The 21,346-nt window shown below is 72.8% G+C and carries 17 protein-coding genes; 10 read left to right on the plus strand and 7 right to left on the minus strand.

The features are described 5' to 3' along the window. The first annotated feature begins 54 nt into the window (after positions 1-54). The 5 genes from IE247_RS05615 to IE247_RS05635 all read left to right on the plus strand — a co-directional run bounded on the left by IE247_RS05615 (position 55) and on the right by IE247_RS05635 (position 6,983). Positions 55-1,254 carry a sensor histidine kinase gene (locus IE247_RS05615; RefSeq protein WP_190121747.1) on the plus strand — a complete coding sequence of 400 codons (1,200 nt, stop codon included), beginning with the start codon at positions 55-57 and terminating at the stop codon, positions 1,252-1,254. 252 nt (positions 1,255-1,506) lie between these two features. Then, positions 1,507-2,844, plus strand: a complete 1,338-nt coding sequence (locus IE247_RS05620) for a sensor histidine kinase (protein WP_373305523.1) — start codon at positions 1,507-1,509, stop codon at positions 2,842-2,844. Between the two features lie 187 nt (positions 2,845-3,031). Beyond that, positions 3,032-3,685 (plus strand): LuxR C-terminal-related transcriptional regulator, encoded by a 654-nt coding sequence (locus IE247_RS05625; protein ID WP_506005032.1) that lies wholly within the window; start codon positions 3,032-3,034, stop codon positions 3,683-3,685. 294 nt (positions 3,686-3,979) lie between these two features. After that, positions 3,980-5,941 carry a 2-oxoacid:acceptor oxidoreductase subunit alpha gene (locus IE247_RS05630; RefSeq protein WP_190121749.1) on the plus strand — a complete coding sequence of 654 codons (1,962 nt, stop codon included), beginning with the start codon at positions 3,980-3,982 and terminating at the stop codon, positions 5,939-5,941. Then, positions 5,934-6,983 carry a 2-oxoacid:ferredoxin oxidoreductase subunit beta gene (locus IE247_RS05635; protein WP_190121750.1) on the plus strand — a complete coding sequence of 350 codons (1,050 nt, stop codon included), beginning with the start codon at positions 5,934-5,936 and terminating at the stop codon, positions 6,981-6,983. The genes IE247_RS05630 and IE247_RS05635 overlap by 8 nt, the downstream gene beginning before the upstream one ends. A 76-nt stretch (positions 6,984-7,059) precedes the next feature. Here the strand turns inward: IE247_RS05635 and IE247_RS05640 are convergent, their stop codons facing one another. The 7 genes from IE247_RS05640 to IE247_RS05670 form a co-directional block, all read right to left on the minus strand. Next, the gene (locus IE247_RS05640) at positions 7,060-9,255 is read right to left on the minus strand and encodes a bifunctional serine/threonine-protein kinase/ABC transporter substrate-binding protein (protein ID WP_190121751.1); all 2,196 of its coding nucleotides are present in this window, start codon (positions 9,253-9,255) and stop codon (positions 7,060-7,062) included. Positions 9,256-9,305: 50 nt separating this feature from the next. After that, the gene (locus tag IE247_RS05645) at positions 9,306-11,480 is read right to left on the minus strand and encodes a bifunctional serine/threonine-protein kinase/ABC transporter substrate-binding protein (RefSeq protein WP_229868798.1); all 2,175 of its coding nucleotides are present in this window, start codon (positions 11,478-11,480) and stop codon (positions 9,306-9,308) included. A 268-nt stretch (positions 11,481-11,748) separates the two neighbouring features. Beyond that, a complete protein-coding gene (locus IE247_RS05650) occupies positions 11,749-12,999 on the minus strand; it encodes an amino acid adenylation domain-containing protein (protein ID WP_190121753.1) in 1,251 nt (416 codons plus the stop codon). Between the two features lie 30 nt (positions 13,000-13,029). Continuing rightward, positions 13,030-14,067 carry a C40 family peptidase gene (locus IE247_RS05655; protein ID WP_190121754.1) on the minus strand — a complete coding sequence of 346 codons (1,038 nt, stop codon included), beginning with the start codon at positions 14,065-14,067 and terminating at the stop codon, positions 13,030-13,032. Positions 14,068-14,339: 272 nt separating this feature from the next. After that, the gene (locus tag IE247_RS05660; RefSeq protein WP_190121755.1) at positions 14,340-15,446 is read right to left on the minus strand and encodes a C40 family peptidase; all 1,107 of its coding nucleotides are present in this window, start codon (positions 15,444-15,446) and stop codon (positions 14,340-14,342) included. A 422-nt stretch (positions 15,447-15,868) separates the two neighbouring features. Further along, positions 15,869-17,230: an NYN domain-containing protein gene (locus tag IE247_RS05665; RefSeq protein ID WP_190121756.1), complete on the minus strand. Its 1,362-nt coding sequence runs from the start codon at positions 17,228-17,230 to the stop codon at positions 15,869-15,871. Positions 17,231-17,297: 67 nt separating this feature from the next. Continuing rightward, positions 17,298-17,540 (minus strand): hypothetical protein, encoded by a 243-nt coding sequence (locus IE247_RS05670; protein ID WP_190121757.1) that lies wholly within the window; start codon positions 17,538-17,540, stop codon positions 17,298-17,300. Positions 17,541-17,692: 152 nt separating this feature from the next. Between IE247_RS05670 and IE247_RS05675 the strand changes: the two genes are divergently transcribed. The 5 genes from IE247_RS05675 to IE247_RS05695 all read left to right on the plus strand — a co-directional run bounded on the left by IE247_RS05675 (position 17,693) and on the right by IE247_RS05695 (position 21,288). Next, the gene (locus IE247_RS05675) at positions 17,693-18,430 is read left to right on the plus strand and encodes a rhomboid family intramembrane serine protease (RefSeq protein WP_190121758.1); all 738 of its coding nucleotides are present in this window, start codon (positions 17,693-17,695) and stop codon (positions 18,428-18,430) included. Next, the gene (locus tag IE247_RS05680) at positions 18,427-18,708 is read left to right on the plus strand and encodes an Lrp/AsnC family transcriptional regulator (RefSeq protein ID WP_190121759.1); all 282 of its coding nucleotides are present in this window, start codon (positions 18,427-18,429) and stop codon (positions 18,706-18,708) included. Before IE247_RS05675 ends, IE247_RS05680 begins: the two co-directional genes overlap by 4 nt. A 78-nt stretch (positions 18,709-18,786) precedes the next feature. Continuing rightward, the gene (locus IE247_RS05685) at positions 18,787-19,203 is read left to right on the plus strand and encodes a hypothetical protein (protein WP_190121760.1); all 417 of its coding nucleotides are present in this window, start codon (positions 18,787-18,789) and stop codon (positions 19,201-19,203) included. Further along, positions 19,139-20,629, plus strand: a complete 1,491-nt coding sequence (locus IE247_RS05690; RefSeq protein WP_190121761.1) for a sensor histidine kinase — start codon at positions 19,139-19,141, stop codon at positions 20,627-20,629. Before IE247_RS05685 ends, IE247_RS05690 begins: the two co-directional genes overlap by 65 nt. Then, complete coding sequence (locus IE247_RS05695; protein WP_190121762.1) at positions 20,626-21,288, plus strand: response regulator transcription factor; 663 nt, start codon at positions 20,626-20,628, stop codon at positions 21,286-21,288. The genes IE247_RS05690 and IE247_RS05695 overlap by 4 nt, the downstream gene beginning before the upstream one ends. Positions 21,289-21,346 lie beyond the last annotated feature (58 nt).

A 21,346-nucleotide genomic window follows, 5' to 3' on the forward strand; every position in this document is an offset into this window, starting at 1 on the left:
TCCCACCCAGGTACCCCATGGCGCGCGCCGTGGGCGGCCAGGCAGGCTGGCTTCATGACCGCGACCGACACCTCGTACGGCACCGCCTCCGAAGCGCCCGGCGGCGACGACCGTCCGCCGCCCGTGAGGATCGCCCTTACCGGCCACACCTGGAAGGAGACAGCTCATCTTCTGGCCAATCTGCCGGTTGCGTTGATCGGTTTTATTTACGTGGCGTTCACAATCGGTCTGGGTGTGGGGCTGTCGGTGACCGTGATCGGGCTGCCCCTGCTCGCGCTCGGGCTGGCCGGGGCACGGCTGATCGGCAGGTCGGAGCGGGCCCGGGCGCGGCTGCTGCTGGGGGTGCGGGTGGAGGAGCCGAGTCCGCTGCACGGGCCGGGGCGGCGGACCGGGTTCGTCGCCCGGGTGGTGCGCGGGCTGAAGGACCCGGTGGCGTGGCGAACCGCGCTGTACTGCTTCATCCGGCTGCCGTGGGGGGTGCTGACCTTCGCCGTGATGATGGTGAGCCTGTTCCTGCTCTGGCCCGTGCTCCCCTTCGTCGCGCGCGGGCTGGCCAACGCCGACCGGGCGATGGTGCGCGGGCTGCTGTCGCCCTCGGACGAGCTGGAGCGCCGGGTGGCGGAGCTGGAGTCGGACCGGGGCGTGGTGGTGGACACCGCCGCCGCCGACCTCCGCCGCATCGAACGCGACCTCCACGACGGGGCGCAGGCCCGCCTCGTCGCCCTCGCCATGGGCCTGGGGCTGGCGAAGGAGAAGCTCCTGGAGGACCCGGAGACCGCCGCCGCGATGGTCGACGAGGCCCACGGCGAGGTCAAGCTCGCCCTCCAGGAGCTGCGCGACCTGGCCCGGGGCATCCACCCCGCCGTCCTCACCGACCGGGGACTGAGCGCCGCGCTCTCCTCGATCGCCGCCCGCTGCACGGCTCCGGTGCGGGTGTCGGTCGATCTCTCCGAGCGGCCGGCGGCGGCCATCGAGGGCATCGCCTACTTCACCGTCTCCGAGCTGCTCCAGAACATCAGCAAGCATGCGGGGGCGAAGAGCGCCTCGGTGGAGGTGTGGCGGTCCGCGGACCGGCTGCTGATCCAGGTCGACGACGACGGCCGGGGCGGGGCACGGCTGGACGGCGGTACGGGGATGGCCGGGCTCGCCGAGCGGCTGGGCGCGGTCGACGGGCTGTTCGTGCTGGACTCGCCGGTGGGCGGACCGACCACGGTCACGGTCGAGGTGCCGTGGCGCGAGCGCGGCGCGCTCTGAGCGGCCCGGCAGGAAAACCCCCGGCCGACCGCCCGACCGCCCCGGCCGACCGCCCGACCACCCGACTGCCCCGGCCGACCGCCCGACCGCCCTACCGCCCCTGCCCCCGCCCGGTGATCGCCAGTGGCCGGACACCGGAGCCCTGGTAGGGAAAACCCCCGCCCGGAGAGGGCGACCTCCCTCATGGTGCGTGCCTCGCCACCGGCGCACTCTGTATCCATGACAGCCCGCATCGCAGAACGGACGGCACCGATGGCCACGGACCACCCCCGCGCCCAGTGGCAGGACCGGCCCGAGAGCAGCCGCTCCTCCTTCGTCCCCCCGGCTCTGCGCGCCCCGTTCGAGGGCCGCACCTGGCGCGAGTTCGGCCATCTGCTGCTGGGGCTGCCGATCAGCGTGCTCTTCTTCGTCCTCGCCGTCGTGACCGTCTCGCTCGGCGCGGGCCTGCTGATCACCTTCCTGGGTGTGCCGGTGCTGGCCGCCGGGCTGATGGCCTGCCGGGGCCTCGGCGCGCTGGAGCGCGGCCGGGCGCGGGCGCTGCTGGGGCTGGACGTGGACCGTCCCGAGCCGGTCAGGCCGCAGGGGAAGGGCGTGATGGCGTGGGTCGGCGCGGTCCTCAAGAGCGGGGTGTCCTGGCGTCATCTGCTCTACGCGCTGCTGCACCTCCCCTGGGCGATCACCTCGTTCACGGTGTCGCTGACGCTGTGGGTCACGGGGTGGGCGCTGCTGGCGTACCCGCTGTGGCAGTGGGTCTTCCCGACCTACGTCGGGCAGCCGGGCATCCAGGTCTTCGGTGACGGGCGGAACAACAACTTCTATCTGGACACCTCCTTCGAGATCGCGGGCGCGTCGGCGGCGGGGCTGGCGACGGTGCTGCTCTCCGCCTGGCTGATCCGGGGCTTCGCGCAGGTGGACCGGCTGATGATCAGCGGTCTGCTGGGGCCCTCGCGGCTGGCGACCCGGGTGGTGGAGCTGGAGTCGGACCGGGGCGTGGTGGTGGACACCGCCGCCGCCGACCTCCGCCGCATCGAACGCGACCTCCACGACGGGGCGCAGGCCCGCCTCGTCGCCCTCGCCATGGATCTCGGTCTCGCGAAGGAGAAGCTCCTGGAGGACCCCGAGGCCGCGGCCGCGATGGTCGACGAGGCCCACGGCGAGGTCAAGCTCGCCCTGCGGGAGCTGCGCGACCTGGCCCGGGGCATCCACCCCGCCGTCCTCACCGACCGGGGCCTGAGCGCCGCGCTCTCCGCCATCGCCTCGCGGTGCGCCGTACCGGTGACCGTGGAGGTGGATCTCGCGGAGCGCCCGGCGGCGGCCATCGAGGGCATCGCCTACTTCACCGTCTCCGAGCTGCTCCAGAACATCAGCAAGCACGCCCGGGCGAGCCGGGCTTCGGTGGACGTCTGGTGCTCCGACGGCCGGCTGATGCTCCAGGTCACGGACGACGGCCGGGGCGGCGCGGATCTCGCCGCGGGCAGCGGTCTGCGCGGGCTGGCCGAGCGGCTGGGCGCGGTCGACGGGGTCCTGGCCATCGACTCGCCGGCCGGCGGGCCGACCTCGGTGACCGCCGAGCTGCCCTGGCGCGGCTGACCCCGGTCCGCCTGGAGGCTCTCCGCGGACCGCACTCCGTCCTCCGCACTCCGGCCGTGTTGCTGGGATGCTGGTGGGGACAGGGCGGTACCGGGATCGACAGGGGGGCATCAGCGCCGTGGAGAACGCCGTGCGGGACGCCGTGAGAGACGACGCCGCGAGAGACAGAGACAGAGACAGAGTACGAGTGGTCATCGCCGAGGATTCGGTGCTGCTCCGGGAGGGGCTGACCCGTCTGCTGAAGGACCGGGGCCACGATGTGGTCGCGGGAGTCGGTGACGGCGAGGCCCTGATCAAGACAATCGGCGAGCTGGCGGACCAGGGGGCGCTGCCGGATGTCGTGGTGGCGGATGTCCGGATGCCGCCCACCCACACCGACGAGGGTGTAAGGGCCGCCGTGCGGCTGCGCAAGGAGCATCCCGGCATCGGGGTGCTGGTGCTCTCGCAGTATGTGGAGGAGCAGTACGCCACCGAGCTGCTGGCGGGCAGCAGCCGGGGAGTGGGATACCTCCTCAAGGACCGGGTGGCGGAGGTGCGGGAGTTCGTCGACGCCGTCGTACGGGTCGCCCGGGGCGGCACCGCGCTGGATCCCGAGGTGGTGGCCCAGCTGCTGGGCCGCAGCCGTAAGCAGGACGTACTGGCGAATCTCACTCCGCGTGAGCGGGAGGTCCTCGGTCTGATGGCCGAGGGGCGGACGAACTCCGCGGTCGCCCGGCAGTTGGTGGTGAGCGACGGCGCGGTGGAGAAGCACGTCAGCAACATCTTCCAGAAGCTGGGCCTCTCCCCGAGCGAGGGGGACCACCGCCGGGTGCTGGCGGTGCTGACGTACATCAACTCGTAGCGGGACCCCCAGCGGGCTGACGCTCCGTCAGTGACGATCCCGCGGTGAGCCGCGCGGGCCGCCGCCCCGGAGCCGAAAGCCCCTGGTCCTAGACCCAAAGAATGAGCGGGAGCCTTGTACTGGACGCCATATCGGGGTGGATAAATTATGACAAAACAGGTCATCCAAGTGTCTCAAAGGGACGTCCACTCCCCGGCCTGTCCGGGGTAGGCCACCCTTACCGACGTAGGGTGGCTCTGGGCCGGCCAGTGGGACGACCGGCCCGGACAGCCGCCTCAAGGGAGGTTCAGTTCAGTGACCAGTCAGGTCAGTAGCCCAGCCGAGCACGCCGATGAGGCCGACGGGGCCGACGAGGCACTCGTCGGTGAACAGCGCGGGCCCGCCGCCGGCGCCGAAACCGGGCCGAAAGAGGTCCGCCGGCTGGACCGGGTGATCATCCGTTTCGCGGGGGACTCGGGTGACGGCATGCAGCTCACGGGTGACCGGTTCACCTCGGAGACCGCCTCATTCGGAAATGATCTGTCCACCCTGCCGAACTTCCCCGCCGAGATCCGCGCCCCCGCGGGAACCCTGCCGGGCGTGTCCTCGTTCCAGCTCCACTTCGCCGACCACGACATCCTCACCCCCGGCGACGCGCCCGACGTCCTCGTCGCGATGAACCCGGCCGCGCTCAAGGCCAACCTCGCGGACGTCCCCCACGGCGGCGAGATCATCGTCAACACCGACGAGTTCGCCAAACGCGCCATGGCCAAGGTCGGCTACACCACCTCGCCCCTGGACGACGGCACCCTCGACGCCTACCGCGTCCACCCGGTACCGCTGACCACACTCACCGTGGAGGCGCTCAAGGACTTCGGCCTCACCCGCAAAGAGGCCGAACGCTCCAAGAACATGTTCGCCCTCGGGCTGCTCTCCTGGATGTACCACCGCCCCACCGAGGGCACGGAGAAGTTCCTGCGGACCAAGTTCGCCAAGAAGCCCCACATCGCCGAGGCGAACATCACCGCCTACCGCGCGGGCTGGAACTTCGGCGAGACCACCGAGGACTTCGCGGTCTCCTACGAAGTCGCCCCCGCCACCAGCGCCTTCCCCACCGGGACCTACCGCAACATCTCCGGGAACCTCGCCCTGTCCTACGGCCTGATCGCCGCCGCCCGGCAGTCCGAGCTCCCGCTCTACCTGGGCTCTTACCCCATCACCCCGGCCTCGGACATCCTCCACGAGCTGTCCCGGCACAAGAACTTCGGCATCCGCACCTTCCAGGCCGAGGACGAGATCGCCGGCATCGGCGCGGCCCTCGGCGCGGCGTTCGGCGGCTCCCTCGCCGTGACGACGACCTCCGGGCCCGGTGTCGCGCTCAAGTCGGAGGCGATCGGACTCGCGGTCTCGCTGGAGCTGCCGCTGCTGATCGTGGACATCCAGCGCGGCGGCCCGTCCACCGGTCTGCCCACCAAGACCGAACAGGCCGACCTGCTCCAGGCGATGTACGGACGGAACGGCGAGGCCCCCGTGCCCGTCGTCGCCCCGATGACCCCCGGGGACTGCTTCGACGCGGCGGTGGAGGCGGCGCGGATCGCGCTGGCCTACCGCACCCCCGTCTTCCTCCTCTCCGACGGCTATCTCGCCAACGGCTCCGAGCCCTGGCGCGTACCGGAGACCGAGACCCTGCCCGACCTGCGGGTTCAGTTCGCCACCGGCCCCAACCACACCGAGGCCGACGGCACCGAGGTCTTCTGGCCCTACAAGCGCGACCCCGAGACCCTGGCGCGGCCCTGGGCGGTCCCCGGCACCCCCGGCCTCGAACACCGCATCGGCGGCATCGAGAAGCAGGACGGCACCGGCAACATCTCCTACGACCCGGCCAACCACGAGCACATGGTCCGCACCCGCCAGGCCAAGATCGACAACATCCGGGTCCCCGATCTGGAGGTCGACGACCCGGACGGCGCGACCACCCTCGTCCTGGGCTGGGGCTCCACCTACGGCCCCATCACCGCCGCCGTCCGCCGGCTGCGCGCCGAGGGCGTCCCCATCGCCCAGGCGCATCTGCGGCATCTCAACCCCTTCCCGGCGAATCTGGGCACCCTCCTCGCCCACTACCGCCGCGTGATCGTCCCGGAGATGAACCTCGGCCAGCTCTCCGCCCTCCTCCGGGCGAAGTATCTGGTCGACACCCACAGCCACACCCAGGTCAACGGCATGCCCTTCAAAGCCGCCCAGCTCGCCACGGCCCTCAAGGAGGCCATCCATGACTGAGGCACTCTCCCTGATCCCCAAGGCCGAAGCCCGGCAGAGCATGAAGGACTTCAAGTCCGACCAGGAAGTCCGCTGGTGCCCCGGCTGCGGCGACTACGCCATCCTCGCCGCCGTGCAGGGCTTCATGCCCGAACTGGGTCTCGCCAAAGAGAACATCGTCTTCGTCTCCGGCATCGGCTGCTCCTCCCGCTTCCCCTATTACATGAACACCTACGGGATGCACTCCATCCACGGACGTGCGCCCGCGATCGCCACCGGGCTCTCCACCTCCCGCCGCGATCTCTCGGTCTGGGTCGTCACCGGCGACGGAGACGCCCTCTCCATCGGCGGCAACCACCTCATCCACGCGCTGCGGCGCAATGTCAACCTCAAGATCCTGCTGTTCAACAACCGGATCTACGGGCTGACCAAGGGCCAGTACAGCCCCACCTCCGAGGTCGGGAAGATCACCAAGTCGACCCCGATGGGCTCACTCGACGCGCCCTTCAACCCGGTCTCCCTCGCGATCGGGGCCGAGGCCACCTTCGTCGCCCGCACCATCGACTCCGACCGCAAGCACCTCACCCAGGTGCTGCGCGAGGCCGCCGACCACCCCGGCACCGCCCTGGTCGAGATCTACCAGAACTGCAATATCTTCAACGACGGCGCGTTCGAGGCCCTCAAGGACAAGGAGCGGGCCCAGGAGGCCGTCATCCGCCTCGAACACGGCCAGCCCATCCTCTTCGGCGCGGACAACGCCAAGGGCGTCGTCCGCGACCCGCTGACCGGGGACCTCTCCGTCGTCGCGGTCACCGAGGAGAACCAGTCGCGGATCCTCGTCCACGACGCCCACAACCCTTCCCCCACCACCGCCTTCGCGCTCTCCCGGCTGGCGGACCCCGACACTCTGCACCACACCCCGATCGGGGTGCTGCGCTCCGTCGAGCGGCCGGTGTACGACACCCTCATGGCCGAGCAGCTCGACAGCGCCGTCGAACAGCAGGGCAAGGGCGACCTCGGCGCGCTCCTCGCCGGCAACGACACCTGGACCGTCGCCGGATAACGCGCCGGTCCAAAGGGCAGGGGCAGGGGCCCGGGAACACCCGACGAGGGCGTTCCCGGGCCCTTCCCGTGCGCCCTCAGCTCTTCGCGGTGACCGTCCCGCGCTCGCCGAGGAACCTGGCCCGGCCGCCCTCCACCCGGTGGACGAAGAGCGCGCCCGCGCTCTCGTCCAGCAGCTCGGTGGTGTCGCGGAAGACGATCGTCTTGGCGGCTCCCTCGTGCCTCACCCCGCGCAGCCGCTCCAGCAGCGCGGCGCGACCGGACCCGCCCCCGCCGCCCGGCTCCCGTACCGCCCGGGCGAGCCAGAGCACCGCGTCGTACGCCTCCGCCGCGTACCGCCCCGGCCCTGGCTCCGGCTCCGAGGACTTCCAGCGCTTTCGGTACGCGGCGAGAAACGCCCCGGCCCGGGAACCCGCCGCCGACCGCGCCGCCGGGCCGGTGTACGCCGTGCCGAAGACCCAGCCCTCGGCCGAGGCCCCGGCGCGGGCGAGGAACTCCGGCTCCAGCACGGGTTCGAGCGCGCCGCGCACCCCGGTGTAGCGGCGGTCGGCCAGGGCACGGGCCAGGCGCGCCGCGCGGGACGGCGAGTCCCCCGCGTAGATCACTCCGTCGAAACGGCCGGTCAGCACCGCGCGGGCCAGGGCGGTGAAGTCCTCGGTCCGGGCGGATGCGGATACGGAGTGGACGACGACCTCGTCCGCGCCGAACGGCACTTCGGTCGCCAGCATGGCGACCGGCCAGGAGAAGTCGGGGCTCGCCCGGTCGGCCACGACGGCGACGCGCCGGACGCCCCGGACGGCGAAGTAGCGGGTGAGGGAGCCGAGCAGAAACCGGTGCCCGGGACGCAGCTCGAAGTAGGCGCGCCGCTCGGCGGGGTTCAGGGCCAGGGCGGAGTCCGCCGCGACCGCCACCAGGGGCAGTCGCGCGGCGCGGTGGCGCAGCGCCGTGGCCCGGGTGACCTTCCGGGCGGTGAGGTCGACGACGGCCAGGACCGCCGGGTCGGCCGCCAGCGCCTCGGCCGCCGTACGGGCCCTGCCAGGGTCTCCGCCGTCGTCCCGTACGCGCAGGGCCAGCTCGAAGGGGCGGTCGGGCGCCGCGTTGAAGGTCTCGGCGGCGAGCCGGGCGGCGCGCTCCCGGGTTCTGCCGCCGGCCTTGTCCGGGCCGCTCAGATCGGCGAGGACCCCGATGACCCGGCGCGGCGGGGCGGCCCCGGCCTCGGCCCCGGTGCCGGGCCCGGACGGGCGGCTGCCGAACCAGAGCGCGGCGGCCCCGCCCGCTCCGGCCGCCGTCCCCAGGAGGAGGAAGCGGCGGCGTGAGCCCCGTACCCCCGGCGTCGCCGGGCCCCCCACGGCCACGGTCGGCTCCGGCACGGGCAGATCGAGGACGCGCGCCGAGCGCTCCGCGATCAGGGCGGGGAGCCCCGGGGGCAGCCAGTCGGTCCCGGGGCCGCCCGCCGCGCCGGTGCGCGGATCGGCGAGCGCGGCCCCCAGCTCGCGCGCGGTGGGGCGGGCCGCCGGGTCCTTGGCCAGCGCGGACCGCAGCAGCGGCAGCAGTCCGGGCGGTACGCCGTCGAGGTCGGGCTCCTCGTGGACGGTGCGGAAGACGATCGCGGCCGCCATCCCCGTACCGAAGGGCCGTCGGCCCGTCAGGGCGTACGCGAGCACGCAGCCGAGCGAGAAGACGTCGGCGGCCGGGCCGACCTCGGCGGATCCGGCCAGCCGCGCCTGTTCCGGGGAGAGATAGCCGGGTGTGCCGATCATGGCGTCGGTCGCGGTCAGCGCGGTGACGCCCGCCGAGCGGGCGATGCCGAAGTCGATCAGGCGCGGGCCGTCGAGGGCGAGCAGCACATTGCCGGGTTTGACGTCGCGGTGGATCAGGCCCTGTTCGTGCGCCCCGGCGAGGGTCCCGGCGAGCCCGCCGCCGAGGGCGCGCACGGTGTGCTCGGGCAGCGGGCCGTGCGCCGCGACGGCCTCCGCCAGTGAGGGGCCGGGGACGAACTCGGTGGCGAGCCAGGGTTCCTCGGCCTCCGGGTCCGCGTCGACCACCCGCACCGCCCCGGGGCCGGTGATCAGCCGGGCGATCCCGGCCTCGCGCCGGAAGCGGGCCCGGAAGCCGGGGTCGGCGGCGTGCTCGGCCCTGATCACCTTGACCGCGCAGAGCGTGCCCCGGGCCGAGCGGGCGAGATAGACGACGCCCATGCCGCCCGCGCCCAGCCGCCCGATCAGCCGGAACCCGGCGATCGAGGACGGGTCGGCGGTCTTCAGCGGGCGCATACGGCGACTCCGGGTGGCGGCAGGAGCGCCGCCGTGGGCTCGGGCACGGCTCAGGTCGTCTTCCGGGCGGGGGCGGGTTTCTCGGTGGGGGCGTCGGAGAGGAAGCGGAATCTGCCGCGCTCGGCGAGGTAGAGCCGGGTGCCGAGAGTGTCGAGATCGCCCTTCTCGCGGTCGAAGCGGTAGCTCCCCATGACGCCCCGGTAGTGGTTGATCCGCACCGCGTCGGCGAGCGCCGCCCGGTCGGGCAGCGGACCGCCGCGCTCGCGGGCGGTCATGACCAGCCGCCCGATCAGCAGACCGACCGCGTCGAACGCCTCCCCCGCGTAGAAGCCGGGGGTACGGCCGTACTTCTTCCGGTACGCGGCCACGAAGGGCTTCGCGGCCGGTTCCCCGGCGGTGTCGGCGGCCGGGGAGCCGATCACCCAGCCGTCGGCGGCGTCCCCCGCGAGCTTGAGGAAATCCTCGCTCAGCACGCGCGGCCCGGCGAGGAGCGGCCCGTCGAACCCCGCCGTCTTGAGCGCGCGGGCCGCCTTGGCCGCCGTCGCGGCCCCGCCCGCGTGGAGGTAGGCGTCGATGCCCGCGTCCACCATCTCGCCGATCACGGAGTCGTACGAGCCGAGCGAGGCGGGCACCACCCGGGGGTGCACACGGTGGCCGTAGCTCCGGAGCAGCGAGGTCGCGCGTACGGCGAACTGCCAGGAGTACTGCTCGTCGACGCGGTCCTGGAGCACCCCCGGGCGGCCGACGGGCCGCTTGAGCTGCCGCTGGTAGAAGGACTGGAGTACGTAGGAGAGCTGGGCGGCGGTCGCCGGGTGCGCGGGACAGGCCCGGGTGAAGGAGCGGCTGACCCCCTCGGTCAGCCGGTTGAATCCGGCCGAGACCGACATCAGCGGCAGCACGGCCTCCTCGTAGACGGGCAGCACCGCCTCGGTGGTGTAGTCGCCGGTGGAGCCGAGTACGGCGGCGACCTCACGGTCGGCGGCGAGACGGCGGGCGGCGGCGAGCGCCCGGGCCGGGTCGCCCGCGTCGTCCGCCGTGGTCAGGGTGAGCGAGAAGGGCCGGTCCGCGCGGGTGTTGAACGCGTCGACCGCGAGCCGGGCCCCGCGCTCCTGCTCGATGCCCAGTGCCCGCTGGGGGCCGGTCAGATCGGCCTGTACGCCGATGGTCCAGCTCCGCTCGCGGTCCGGGCCGGCCCCGGAGCCCTCCTCCGGGCGCAGGGCGGCCCAGAGACCGCCGCCCGCGCCCGCCGCGAGCAGGGCGCCACCGGCCGCCAGCAGCGCCTTCCGGCGGCCCGCGGTCCTCGGCGGCCGGGGCCTCCCGGGCTCGGTGGGCTCGATGTCGGGCAGCGCGAGCATCCTCGCCGAGCGCTCGGCGATGGTCCGTACGACGGCGGGCGGCAGCCAGTCCGCGCCGTGCGGGGCGTCCTCGGTCAGCCGCCCGGCGACCTCGGCGGCCGTGGGGCGCAGCGCCGGGTCCTTGGCGAGGCAGTCGGCGAGCAGCGCGGCGAGTCCGTCGTCCTCGACGCCCCGGAGGTCGGGGTCGTCGTGGACCGTGCGGTAGAGCAGCGCGTCCACCGCGCCCCGGCCGAAGGGGAGCCGTCCGGTGACGGTGTACGCCAGCAGACAGGCCAGCGCGAAGACATCGCTGGGCGGGCCGATCTCGGAGCCGCGCGCCTCGGCCTGCTCGGGGGCGAGGAAGCCGGGGGTGCCGACGATCATGTCCGTGGCGGTGATCGCGGTTCCGGTCTCGTCGGCGGCGCGCGCGATACCGAAGTCGATCAGGCGCGGGCCGTCGGCGGCGAGCAGCACATTGCCGGGTTTGACGTCGCGGTGGACCAGACCGGCCGCGTGGACGGCGGCGAGCGCGCGGGCGAGCGCCGCGCCCAGGATCCGGGCGCTGCGCGGGGGCAGCGGGCCGTGCGCGGCGACCGCCTCCGCGAGCGAGGGGCCGGGGACGAACGCGGTGGCGAGCCAGGGCTCGGGGGCGTCCGGGTCGGCGGCGGTCACCGGGACCGCCCAGGGGCTGGAGACCCGCCGGGCGGCGGCCACCTCGCGGCGGAAGCGGGCCCGGAAGTCGGGGTCCTCCGCCTGGTCGGCGAGGGTGACCTTGACGGCGGCCAGCTCGCCCGCCTCCGTACGGCCCAGATAGACGACGCCCATGCCGCCCGCCCCGAGGCGGCCGAGGAGCCGGTAGCCCGCGACGGCCGAGGGGTCCGTCGGGCGCAGCCGCTCCCGCTCGCCGGGCTCCCCCCCCCCCCCCCCGGGGGGGGGGGGGGGGGGGGGGGGGGGGGGGGGGGGGGGGGGGGGGGGGGGGGGGGGGGGGGGTGCTGCGGGTGCGCACGAGGGTGCGGGCCGTTGTCGGGGGCGCTGCCCCCGAGCCCCCGCGCCTCAATCGCCGGCGGGGCTGAATTTGAGGCACCCGTCTGGTGAACGCCCCTGAGGGGCTGATTTTTACCTGGCCCGGTGCCGCCGCGGCGGGGCTGAGATTGAGGCTTTATTTGTCGGTCAGGCGTTGGCGGAGGTAGTCGTGCCAGAGAGCGGTGAAGGCTTCGGGGGTGGTGGAGAGGATGGTGGTGAGGGCGGAGGGGAGGGCGGTGGTGGGGTCGGGGGCTTGGGTGAGGGCGCGGTAGAAGTCGGTGAGGTGGGTCTCGCTCCAGTGGTCGGCGATGAGTTCGCAGGCGAGCCAGCCGCTCTCGTAGGCGCGGGCGAGGGTTTGGGGGGAGCCGCCGAAGGCGAAGTCGTCGTTGGCGGGGAGGGTGGGAGGGAGGTCGCCGCGGCGGACGGCGCGGTGGAGTTCGGGGGCGGTCTGGGCGGCGGTGCGGCCGGTGTCGCGGTAGGCGACCCAGTCGGCGAAGCCCTCGGAGAGCCACATGGGGGTGGCGGGTGAGGTGTGGGCGCGGGTGGCGACATGGGTGGTCTCGTGGGTGATCACGACGCGCTTGCCGAAATCGCCGAGGGCGTCGTAGGCCGCCGGGTTGACGATGACGCGGTCCGCGGGGGCTTCCCCCGTCGTGCCGGTCTCGCCGGTGGTGACGGCGGCGATGCCGCGGTATCCGGCGGCGGGGGCGCCGAGGAGGGCCCCCATGGCCTCCAGTGAGCGGGGGGCGAGCACCACGACCCGGCCGGCCCAGCGGGTGGGCCAGGCGTCGGAGACGGCGGGGACCGAGCGGTCGGCGGTGCGGGCGAGGGCAGTGAGGCGGGCCTCGTCGTGGCCGACGCCGAGGATCAGGCTGCGTTCGCCGCGGACCGCGCGGACCGGGCCCTGGTGCCAGAGCTGCTGGGCGCCGCCCTCGGCGGCGCGGTCGGCGGTGAGGTGCCAGCGGCCGTCGCGGCGGGCCAGCTCCAGGGTGCGGGCGGCGGTGACGGGGCCGGAGTCGTAGCCGGAGATCCGGTAGCGCAGCTCGGCCTCGGCGGTCGCCCGGTCGCCGCGCCGCCGCACCTCGCCGAGGCGGTACTCCCAGGAGGCGAGGGGCACCTCCGTCAGATTGCGGAAGTGCCGCAGCTCCTCGGCGCGCAGCCGGTCCGCGGCGGGGTCCAGCGCGGCGAGATAGCCGGGCTCGTCGCGGGCGAGCACGGCGGCCGCCCGGGCGTCCAGCACCCGGCGGATCTCCGCCGGGGCGCCCGCCCGGTCCCCGGGGGCCTCGCCGCAGCCCGCGAGCAGCACCGGGGCCAGCACCGCCGCGACGAGCGCGAGGCCCGCCCCGGCACGTCCCCTCGCGCGCCGCGCGCGCCTGTCGTCCGCCACCCTGCCGATCGTACGGAACCCCGGCACCGGTCAGACGCGAGTGACCCCGGAGACCGGCATCATCCCGACCGGGTCGTAGCGGACCGAGGCCCCCGGATAGGGGGCGTGGAGAACCTGGCCATTGCCCACGTACATCGCGATATGACTGGCGTCGGACCGGTAGGTGATCAGATCGCCGGGCCGGGCCTCGGCGAGCGAGACCCGGCGGCCGGCGTTGCGCTGCGCCTGGGAGGTGCGCGGGAGTGAGATGCCCGCCTGGGCGTACGACCACTGGGTGAGGCCCGAACAGTCGAAGCCGGAGGGGCCGTTGGCGCCCCACACATAGGGGCGGCCGACGGCGGCCCGGGCCGCCCCGAGCGCGGCGGCGGCCCGGGAGGAGGCGGCCGGCGCGCCGACGGCGCCGGGGGCGGCCCGGTCCCGGCCGGAGCGGGAGGCGCGGGTGAATTTGTCCCGCTCGCGCGCCGTGAGGGTGTTGAGCAGCCGCTGCGCCTCGGCGAGTTTGCGCTCCACGACGCGCTTGCTGCGGGCCACGGCGGCGCGGGTGCGCTCCAGTTCGGCCAGGGCTCGGGCGGCCTCCGAGCGCTCCTGGACCAGTTCGCGCTGGACCACGCGGAACTCCCGCAGTACGGCGTTCTGGCGTTCGCCGAGGCGCTCCAGGGCCTCGGCCCTGGAGAGATAGCTGTCGGGGTCGGAGGAGAACAGCAGGATGAGCGCGGGGTCCATGCCGCCGGAGCGGTACTGCGCGCCCGCGACCGAACCGAGCGCCTGCCGCATCCGGTTGACGTTCTCCTGGCCGCGCGCCACGCCGTCCTGGGTCCGGGAGAGCGCCCGGCGCAGCTTCACGGACCGCTCGCCCGCCGCGTTGTACCGCTCGGTGGCGCTCTCCGCCTCCTCGAACAGCCGGTCCACCCGCGCCTGTGCCGTCTGTGGGGAGCCGCCGTGCGGATCCGCGCTCGCCGGCACGCCTCCGAACGCCGCGGCGGCCGTCGCGACCGCCGCGGCGGAGAGGACGGTGACCTTGGCACTGTGAGTGAGACCGGACTGTGAGGGCCGTCGATGGGACGCCACTGACCGCGCTCCCTTCCGCATGTGCGAGGAATGCGTACGGGTGCGGCACACCGTGCACGACGGAGCGGACGCGAACGCCGTACGAGGGCTGTTGCGCGGCAGACAGTAGTCGGGCGACCACACGCTGACCAAAGACATCGCCCGGCGCGCACAACCGCGCCCCGCCGGGAGACCACAGGTCACCGGCGGGGCGCGGCGTCAGCGAGCGGATCGGGAATTCCCCCGAATGGGCGGCATGAACGGGCCGCGCCCGGGGTCCGGACCGTGGAGGGTCAGACGCGGACCCCGAACATGTACGGCATGTTGCTCATCGCCTCGTACCGGACCACGGTGCCGGTGCGAGGGGCGTGCAGAACCTGTCCGTTGCCCGCGTAGAAGCCGACGTGGTGCAGATCGGAGTAGAAGAAGACCAGGTCGCCGACTTGCAGATCGCTCTGGGAGTTGATCCGGGTGCCTATGCCGGTCTGTGCCTGGGAGGTGCGGGGTATGGAGATGTTGGCCTGGGCGAAGGCCCAGGAGGTCAGGCCGGAGCAGTCGAAGGAGCTGGGGCCGGACGCGCCGTAGACGTAGGGCTTGCCGAGCACGCTCTGGGCGGCCGCGTACGCGGAGGAGGCGCGGCCCGAGGCGGGCTTGGCCTTCTCGGTGGAGGGGCGGTCGGCGGTACGGCTGGCGCGGTCCTCGTCGCCGCCGGTGGCGCGGTCGCTCTCGGCGGCCTGGGCCTTCTCCGCGGCCTGCTGGGCCTTGGCGGCCTTCTCGTCCTCCTCCTTCTTGAGCGCGGCACGCTCCGCCGCGGTCAGGGAGTTGAGGAGTTTCTGCGCCTCGCCCAGCTTGGACTGGACTTCCTGCTTCTTGGAGCTGAGCTCCTTGCGGGTGTCGGAGAGGTCGCCGAGCTTGCCCTGGGCCTCCTTGCGCTGCTGCGCGAGGGTCCGCTGCTTGTCCTGGATCTCGGTGATCGCCTCGGTCTGCTTGGCTCCGAGCTGGTCCAGCGCGGAGGCCTTGTCGAGGTAGTCGTCCGGGTCCGAGGAGAGGAAGAGCTGAAGGGCCGGGTCCATGCCGCCGGAGCGGTACTGCGCGCTGGCCACCGAACCGAGGCTGTCACGCAGCTCGTTGAGGTCGTCCTGACCGCGGGCGACCTTGTCCTGGAGGTTGTCGACCTGCTTCTGGAGCTTGCCCTGCTGCTCCTTGGCGCCGTTGAGCTTCTCCGTGGCCTGCGCGGCCTCGTCGTAGAGCTTGTCGACCTTCTCCTTGACCTCGGCCTTGCTCGGCTTGGGATCGGCCTGAGCGGTCTGGGAGGTCAGGGCGACGGCGGCGGCCGCGGTCGCGGTGAGCACGGTCACTCGGGCGCGGCTCGGCTGCTTGGGACGACGGTGGGACGCCACGAAGGACGGCTCCTTCTTCCTCGAAGCCGCCTACCGGGAGTGAAGGCGTTTCCCCGGCTCCGTACTCACAGCTCCCGGGAAACGGCTGAGGCGCACGGACTCGGCGGTCCTCCGCTGCCACCCCGGATGGGTGATCAACCGCGCGAAGGTTCGAGGCCCGACACTAGTGACCCACTTGTGATCACTTCAAATCCTGTGGGAAAAAATCTCGGTCGGACACGCATTCTTTACCCGTTTCACACCCGTAGTGATGAGCATTTGACGCTACGTCCCGTTCATATGAGAACGAATACGGTCATTGGGCATGGGAGTTGACATCAGCCCCGATTCGGCACAGGAGCTGAGGTAAGGGCCGAGAGGACGGCCGGGGTGACGGCCGGGTGACGCCCGGGGTGACGGCCGAGGTGACGGCCGACGGGCGGTCAGACCCTGGAGAGCCGTTTCAGCAGCAGCGCCGAAGCGACCGGTCTGGCACCGGCCTTGGCCACCCCGTCGGCCACCTCCCGGTCGGTGGAGACCACCACGACGGGCCGGCCCGGCGGCTCCGCGCGCACCAGCTGACGGATCAGCTCGTCCGCGGTCACCCCCGGCTTGGAGAAGAGCACCCGCACCCCGCGCGGCGGCGCGAGGAGGACCGGAGCGGCCAGTTCGGCCCCGTCGAAGACACAGGTGATCTCCGCGCCGGTCTGCGCGGCCAGCACCGAGAGCCCGCCGAGCAGCCGCAGCCGCTGCTTCTCCAGCGGCATGGTCGGATAGCCGGTCTTGGTGACGTTGTAGCCGTCGACCACCAGATGCGCCTGCGGCAGCGCCAGCAGCTGGTCGAGGAGGGCGGGATCGGTCTCGGAGAGCGCGCGGGCCGCGATGTCCTTGGGGGACATCCGCCCGGGTTCGACGGCGTCGACCGTGTCGGCGGGGTGGACGGAGACCGGCGGCAGCGCCAGCTCACGGCGGAGCCCCTGGGCCGCGTCCAGCACGGTGTCCAGCAGCAGCCGCAGCCGCATGTCCTCGATCGAGCGGCCCTCCCGGGCCGCCCGGCGGCCCGCCTCCACGGCGGCCTCCGCCTCGACGAGCCGGGCCCTGAGCCGCCGGGTCTCGCTCTCGGCGGCCGACACCTGGGCGGAGCACTCCGCCCTGGCCGTCTCGATCTCGGCGGCGGCCCGGCGCAGCGCCGCCTCACCGCGCTTGATGTCACTCTGGGCGCTGCGCACCTTGCGCCGGAGCGACTCCGCGTCCTTGCGGGAGGCGTCCAGCTCGGCGCGGAGCCGCTCGGTCTCGCTCTTGGTGAGCCCGCGCGCCTCCGTCAGCTCCTCGCGGAGCCGCTCCAGCTCGCGCCGCCCCGCCTCGTCGGCGCGCTCGGCGTCCGCGCGCTGGGCCTCCTCGCCCGCGGCGGCCACCAGCTTCACCCACCCGGCGGGTCTCAGCACATAGGCGGCGGCGGCCACATCGAGGGGGTCGGCCGCGGCCGGCGGGGAGCCGGCCGCGAGCGCGGCGCACAGTTCGGACTGGACCTGGGTCAGCCGCTCCCCGATGCGCTGCCGGAAGAGCGGGTCGCTCTCCAGCGCCGCCGCCATCGCGTTGCCCGCGAATTTGGCGCGCCGGGAGGGCGTGAACCGGGCGTACTGCCGCAACTGGGCGGGAAGTTCTCCGACGGTCAGACCGCCGAAGGCGTCCGAGACCAGTGCCACCACTCGGCGCCGGACGCCTTCCGGCAACGGCCGGTCGAGCGCCTCGGCGGCGTCACCGGCCGCACCGGCCGGTTCGGCGCCGCTGTCAGGCTGCTCCACAATCCGTCACCCCACTACCCGGAAACACCCGCTCGCGCGGGGTCCACTACCCTTCGCGCGGGCTCCGTCAGGAGTCCGCGCCCGGCCGGTCCACCAACTCGATCTTGTCCACGGCGTTGCACCAGCGACAGCGCACGGACTCGATGGTCTCACTGAGCACCTCGCGCTCCTCGACCTTGGGCTCTCCCGCCAGGTCCAGATGGACGTATTCGACGACCTTCGACGAGCGGGTGACATCGAAACGGGTGAGATTGCCGCAGAGTGTGCAACGCCAGCGGGTGTCAGCGGTCGGCGAGGGAACCGTCGTCATAGTCGCGTCCTCTTCCGTTGTGCGGTTTTCCGGTTGCCGCGGTGCGCCGTCGAACTGCGGGTGTACTCCCCGTAACTCTATGGCCTCGCGGGTATCCGGGGACACGGCGAGGCACTCTGTACCGTTCCATTCCACTACGCCATCATCTGTCCATGGTCGATTGGCGGGGTGTGGCCCTGGGCGCGATCCGGGGTGCGGCGACGGGGCCCACCGTGACATACGGCGTGATCGCCGTGTGCTGCGCGGTCTTCCTGGTCTCCCCGGTCTCGGGGCTCAACCCGTCCTACGGGACGGGGGACGCGCTGCTGGCGGCCCAGAGCGCGTACTTCGAGCGATGGGGGGTGATCCCCGCCGAACTGATGAGCGGGGACCCCGGCACTCTGCTGACACCTTTCACCGCGCTCTTCGTCAGCGGGAACTGGCTGCATCTCCTCGGCAACATGCTCTTCCTCTACGTATTCGGCGCGATGGCCGAGGAGCGGCTCGGCCAGCCCGAGTTCATCCTCTTCTACACGGTCACGGGGTACGTGGCGCTCTGCGCCTACGCGGCGGCCAACGCCGGGTCCGACCAGACCCTGGTGGGAGCGTCGGGGGCGATCTCGGGGGTGCTCGGAGCCTTTCTCTTCCTCTTCCCGAGGGCGAGGGTCACCAGTCTCTTCCCGTTCCTCTTCTTCCTGCCGCTGCGCTTCCCCGCCTGGATCGTGCTGATCTTCTGGTTCGCGCTCCAGTGGCTGGCGGCCTCGGGGGCGGGAAGCGGCGGGCCGGGAGTCGCGTATCTCGCGCATCTGGTGGGGTTCGGGGCCGGATTCCTCTACGCATGGGGACGTTTTGGACGTGGGGCTAGAGTGAAGTCCTCAGCAGCGGCCACCGAGGGAGAAAGCAAGCCGTGATCACCGCGATCGTGCTCATCAAGACCAGCGTGGACCGGATCCCCGAGATCGCGGAGTCGATCGCCGCCCTGGACAGCGTCAGCGAGGTCTTCTCCGTCACCGGTACGTACGACCTGATCGCGATGGTCCGGGTGGCCCGGCACGACGATCTGGCCGAGGTGATCCCGGGCAGCATCAGCAAGATCGCCGGGGTGGAGGCGACCGACACCCATGTGGCCTTCCGCACCTACTCGCAGCACGACCTTGAGGCGGCGTTCGCGATTGGGCTGGATTCCTGAGCCCCGAACCCCCAAGATGAAGACTTCCTCATCTTCGTCTCATCCTGCTTCTCTCGTGATCTGGCCAGTATCGAACACATGGTCTTCTCTCATCGCATAGCGGCACTCGCCGCGGTCGTCGCGATCCCCCTGGGTATCGCGGTGACCAGTTACGCCCTCACCGACAGCCCGGACGACCGCAAGGTTCCCCCGAAGGTGGAGCTCCCGACGGGCACCCCGGCGGGCTCGTCCGGTTCCTCGGTGACCCCGGAGGAGCCCACCGAGCCCCGGCCCGCCGACTCGGGGCCCTCCTCACCCCGCCCCGTCCCCAGCGACGAGACGGTCAGCACCCAGCAGCCCGGCCCCGGCTCCGACACCCCCTCCCAGCCGGTCGACGAGACCGTCTCCGGGCCCCCCGTGCGCGAGAACCCCCCGAGCGGCGACGACAACGATGACGACGGCAACGGACAGGGCGACGACGGCCCGGGCGGCGACGACTTCGGTGACGACGGCTGACCCCGTACGCCGCTGGGTCTCCGCACGGCTGCGCATCCTGCTCTGGCTGCTGCTCGTCATGGCAGTGGCCCTGGGCGCGGTGGCCACGGCGACCCGCTCCGTACTGCTACGCGATGTGGACCATCGGATCAACGGCCTCCTGGTCCAGGAGGCCGCTGAGTTCGCCAACTTCGTCGCCCAGGGCGTCGACCCCAGCAACGGCAAGAAGTTCAGCGACCCCAACCCGCTGCTGCGGGTCTTCCTCGCCCGCCAGTACGCCGACCCGGACGAAGAGCTGCTCGGCCTGGTCGGCCGGGCCGGCATGGGCCCGGCGAGCAAGGCACAGGAGCGCGAGGCCAGGGCCTACAAGCCGCTCGCCGACGACTCCGCCTCACTGGCCGCCGTCTTCGAGTCCCCGCACGCCACCGGCACCCTGAACCGCCCGCAGGGCGAGGTCCGCTGGGCCAAGGTGGAGATCGACTCCGGCCCCGGCCACGAGTCGGCGGCCTTCGTCGTCGCCATCCACCCCAAGGGGGAACAGGACAAGGCCAACGACATCTTCCTGATGCTGCTGGCCATCTCCGGAGTGGCCCTGCTGATGACCACCGGCGTCGGCTGGGCCGTCGCCGGCCGCATCCTCCAGCCCGTACGGCTGGTGCGCACCACCGCGGCGCAGCTCACCGAACAGGATCTGACCCGGCGGATCCCGGTCGAGGGCCGCGACGACATAGCGGCCCTCGCCGAAACGTTCAACGCGATGCTGGACCGGCTGGAACGGGCCTTCGCCGCGCAGCGGGAGTTCGTCGACGACGCGGGCCACGAGCTGCGCACCCCCATCACCATCATCCGCGGCCATCTGGAGCTGATGGGCGACGATCCGGTCGACCGGGAGGAGACCGTACGGATCGTCATGGAGGAGCTGGACCGGATGAGCCGCATCGTGGAGGACCTGCTGCTGCTCGCCAAGGCCGAACGGCCCGACTTCGTCTCCGCGGAGCCGGTGCAGCTCGGCGAGCTGACGGCCGACGTCTTCGTCAAGGCGCGCGCGCTCGGCGAACGGGAGTGGACCCTCGCCGGGGTCGCCGACGCCGAGGTGCACGTCGACGCGCAGCGGATCACCCAGGCCATGGTCCAGCTCGCCCAGAACGCCGTCCAGCACACCGTCCCCGGCCAGCGGGTCTCCATCGGCTCCCGCAGCCGGGAGGACGGCATCGAGCTGTACGTCGCCGACACCGGCCCCGGCGTCCAGCCGCAGGACGCCGAGGTCATCTTCGAACGGTTCCGGCGCGGCACCGCCCGGCGCGGCGCGCGCGCCACCGGCGCGGGGCTCGGGCTCGCCATCGTCAAGGCCATCGCCGAGGGCCACGGCGGACGGGTCGAACTGCGCCCCACCGAAGGCGGCGGCGCCACCTTCGTCCTCGCACTCCAGAGAGAAGCGACCCTGTGAATCGGATACTCATCGTCGAGGACGAGGAACGCATCGCCTCCTTCGTGGAGAAGGGGCTGCGGGCCAACGGCTTCACCACCACCGTCGTCGGCGACGGAGACGCCGCCTACGACTACGCCGTGACCGGCGGTTTCGATCTGATCGTGCTGGACATCGGGCTGCCCGGCAAGGACGGCTTCACCGTGCTGCGCCAGCTTCGCGAGGCCCGGGTCTCGGTGCCGGTGATCGTGCTCACCGCACGGGACTCGGTACGGGACACCGTGGCCGGCCTGGAGGGCGGCGCGGACGACTGGATGACCAAGCCCTTCCGCTTCGAGGAGCTCCTCGCCCGGGTGCGGCTGCGGCTGCGCACCGCGGCGGGCGCGCCCGAGGTGACGGTCCTGCGCAACGGCGAGCTGACGCTCGATCTGCGCACCCGCCGGGCCCGCTCGGGCGAGCGGACGGTGGATCTGACCGCGCGTGAGTTCGTCCTGCTGGAGCTGTTTCTGCGCCACCCGGGGCAGGTGCTCTCCCGGGAGCAGATCCTGTCGCACGTCTGGGGGTACGACTTCGACCCCGGCTCCAACATCGTCGACGTCTATGTCCGCGCCCTGCGCAAGAAGCTGGGGGCCGGACGGGTCGAGACGGTACGGGGGATGGGATACCGGCTGCCCGAGTGAGCGGGCGCGTGAAGTTCCTTTCATGAAGTGCTCATGGAGCCCTCACCGCCCGGGTGAA

Source organism: Streptomyces inusitatus, from assembly GCF_014651115.1.
GTDB lineage: Bacteria > Actinomycetota > Actinomycetes > Streptomycetales > Streptomycetaceae > Streptomyces > Streptomyces amakusaensis.

What these genes read in the sequence shown, in the direction of transcription:
- IE247_RS05615 (WP_190121747.1), top strand. Translation starts at nt 55, where the DNA reads ATGACCGCGACCGACACCTCGTACGGCACCGCCTCCGAAGCGCCCGGC.
- IE247_RS05620 (WP_373305523.1), top strand. Translation starts at nt 1,507, where the DNA reads ATGGCCACGGACCACCCCCGCGCCCAGTGGCAGGACCGGCCCGAGAGC.
- IE247_RS05635 (WP_190121750.1), top strand. Translation starts at nt 5,934, where the DNA reads ATGACTGAGGCACTCTCCCTGATCCCCAAGGCCGAAGCCCGGCAGAGC.
- IE247_RS05640 (WP_190121751.1), bottom strand. Translation starts at nt 9,255, where the DNA reads ATGCGCCCGCTGAAGACCGCCGACCCGTCCTCGATCGCCGGGTTCCGG.
- IE247_RS05670 (WP_190121757.1), bottom strand. Translation starts at nt 17,540, where the DNA reads ATGACGACGGTTCCCTCGCCGACCGCTGACACCCGCTGGCGTTGCACA.
- IE247_RS05675 (WP_190121758.1), top strand. Translation starts at nt 17,693, where the DNA reads ATGGTCGATTGGCGGGGTGTGGCCCTGGGCGCGATCCGGGGTGCGGCG.
- IE247_RS05685 (WP_190121760.1), top strand. Translation starts at nt 18,787, where the DNA reads ATGGTCTTCTCTCATCGCATAGCGGCACTCGCCGCGGTCGTCGCGATC.
- IE247_RS05690 (WP_190121761.1), top strand. Translation starts at nt 19,139, where the DNA reads ATGACGACGGCAACGGACAGGGCGACGACGGCCCGGGCGGCGACGACT.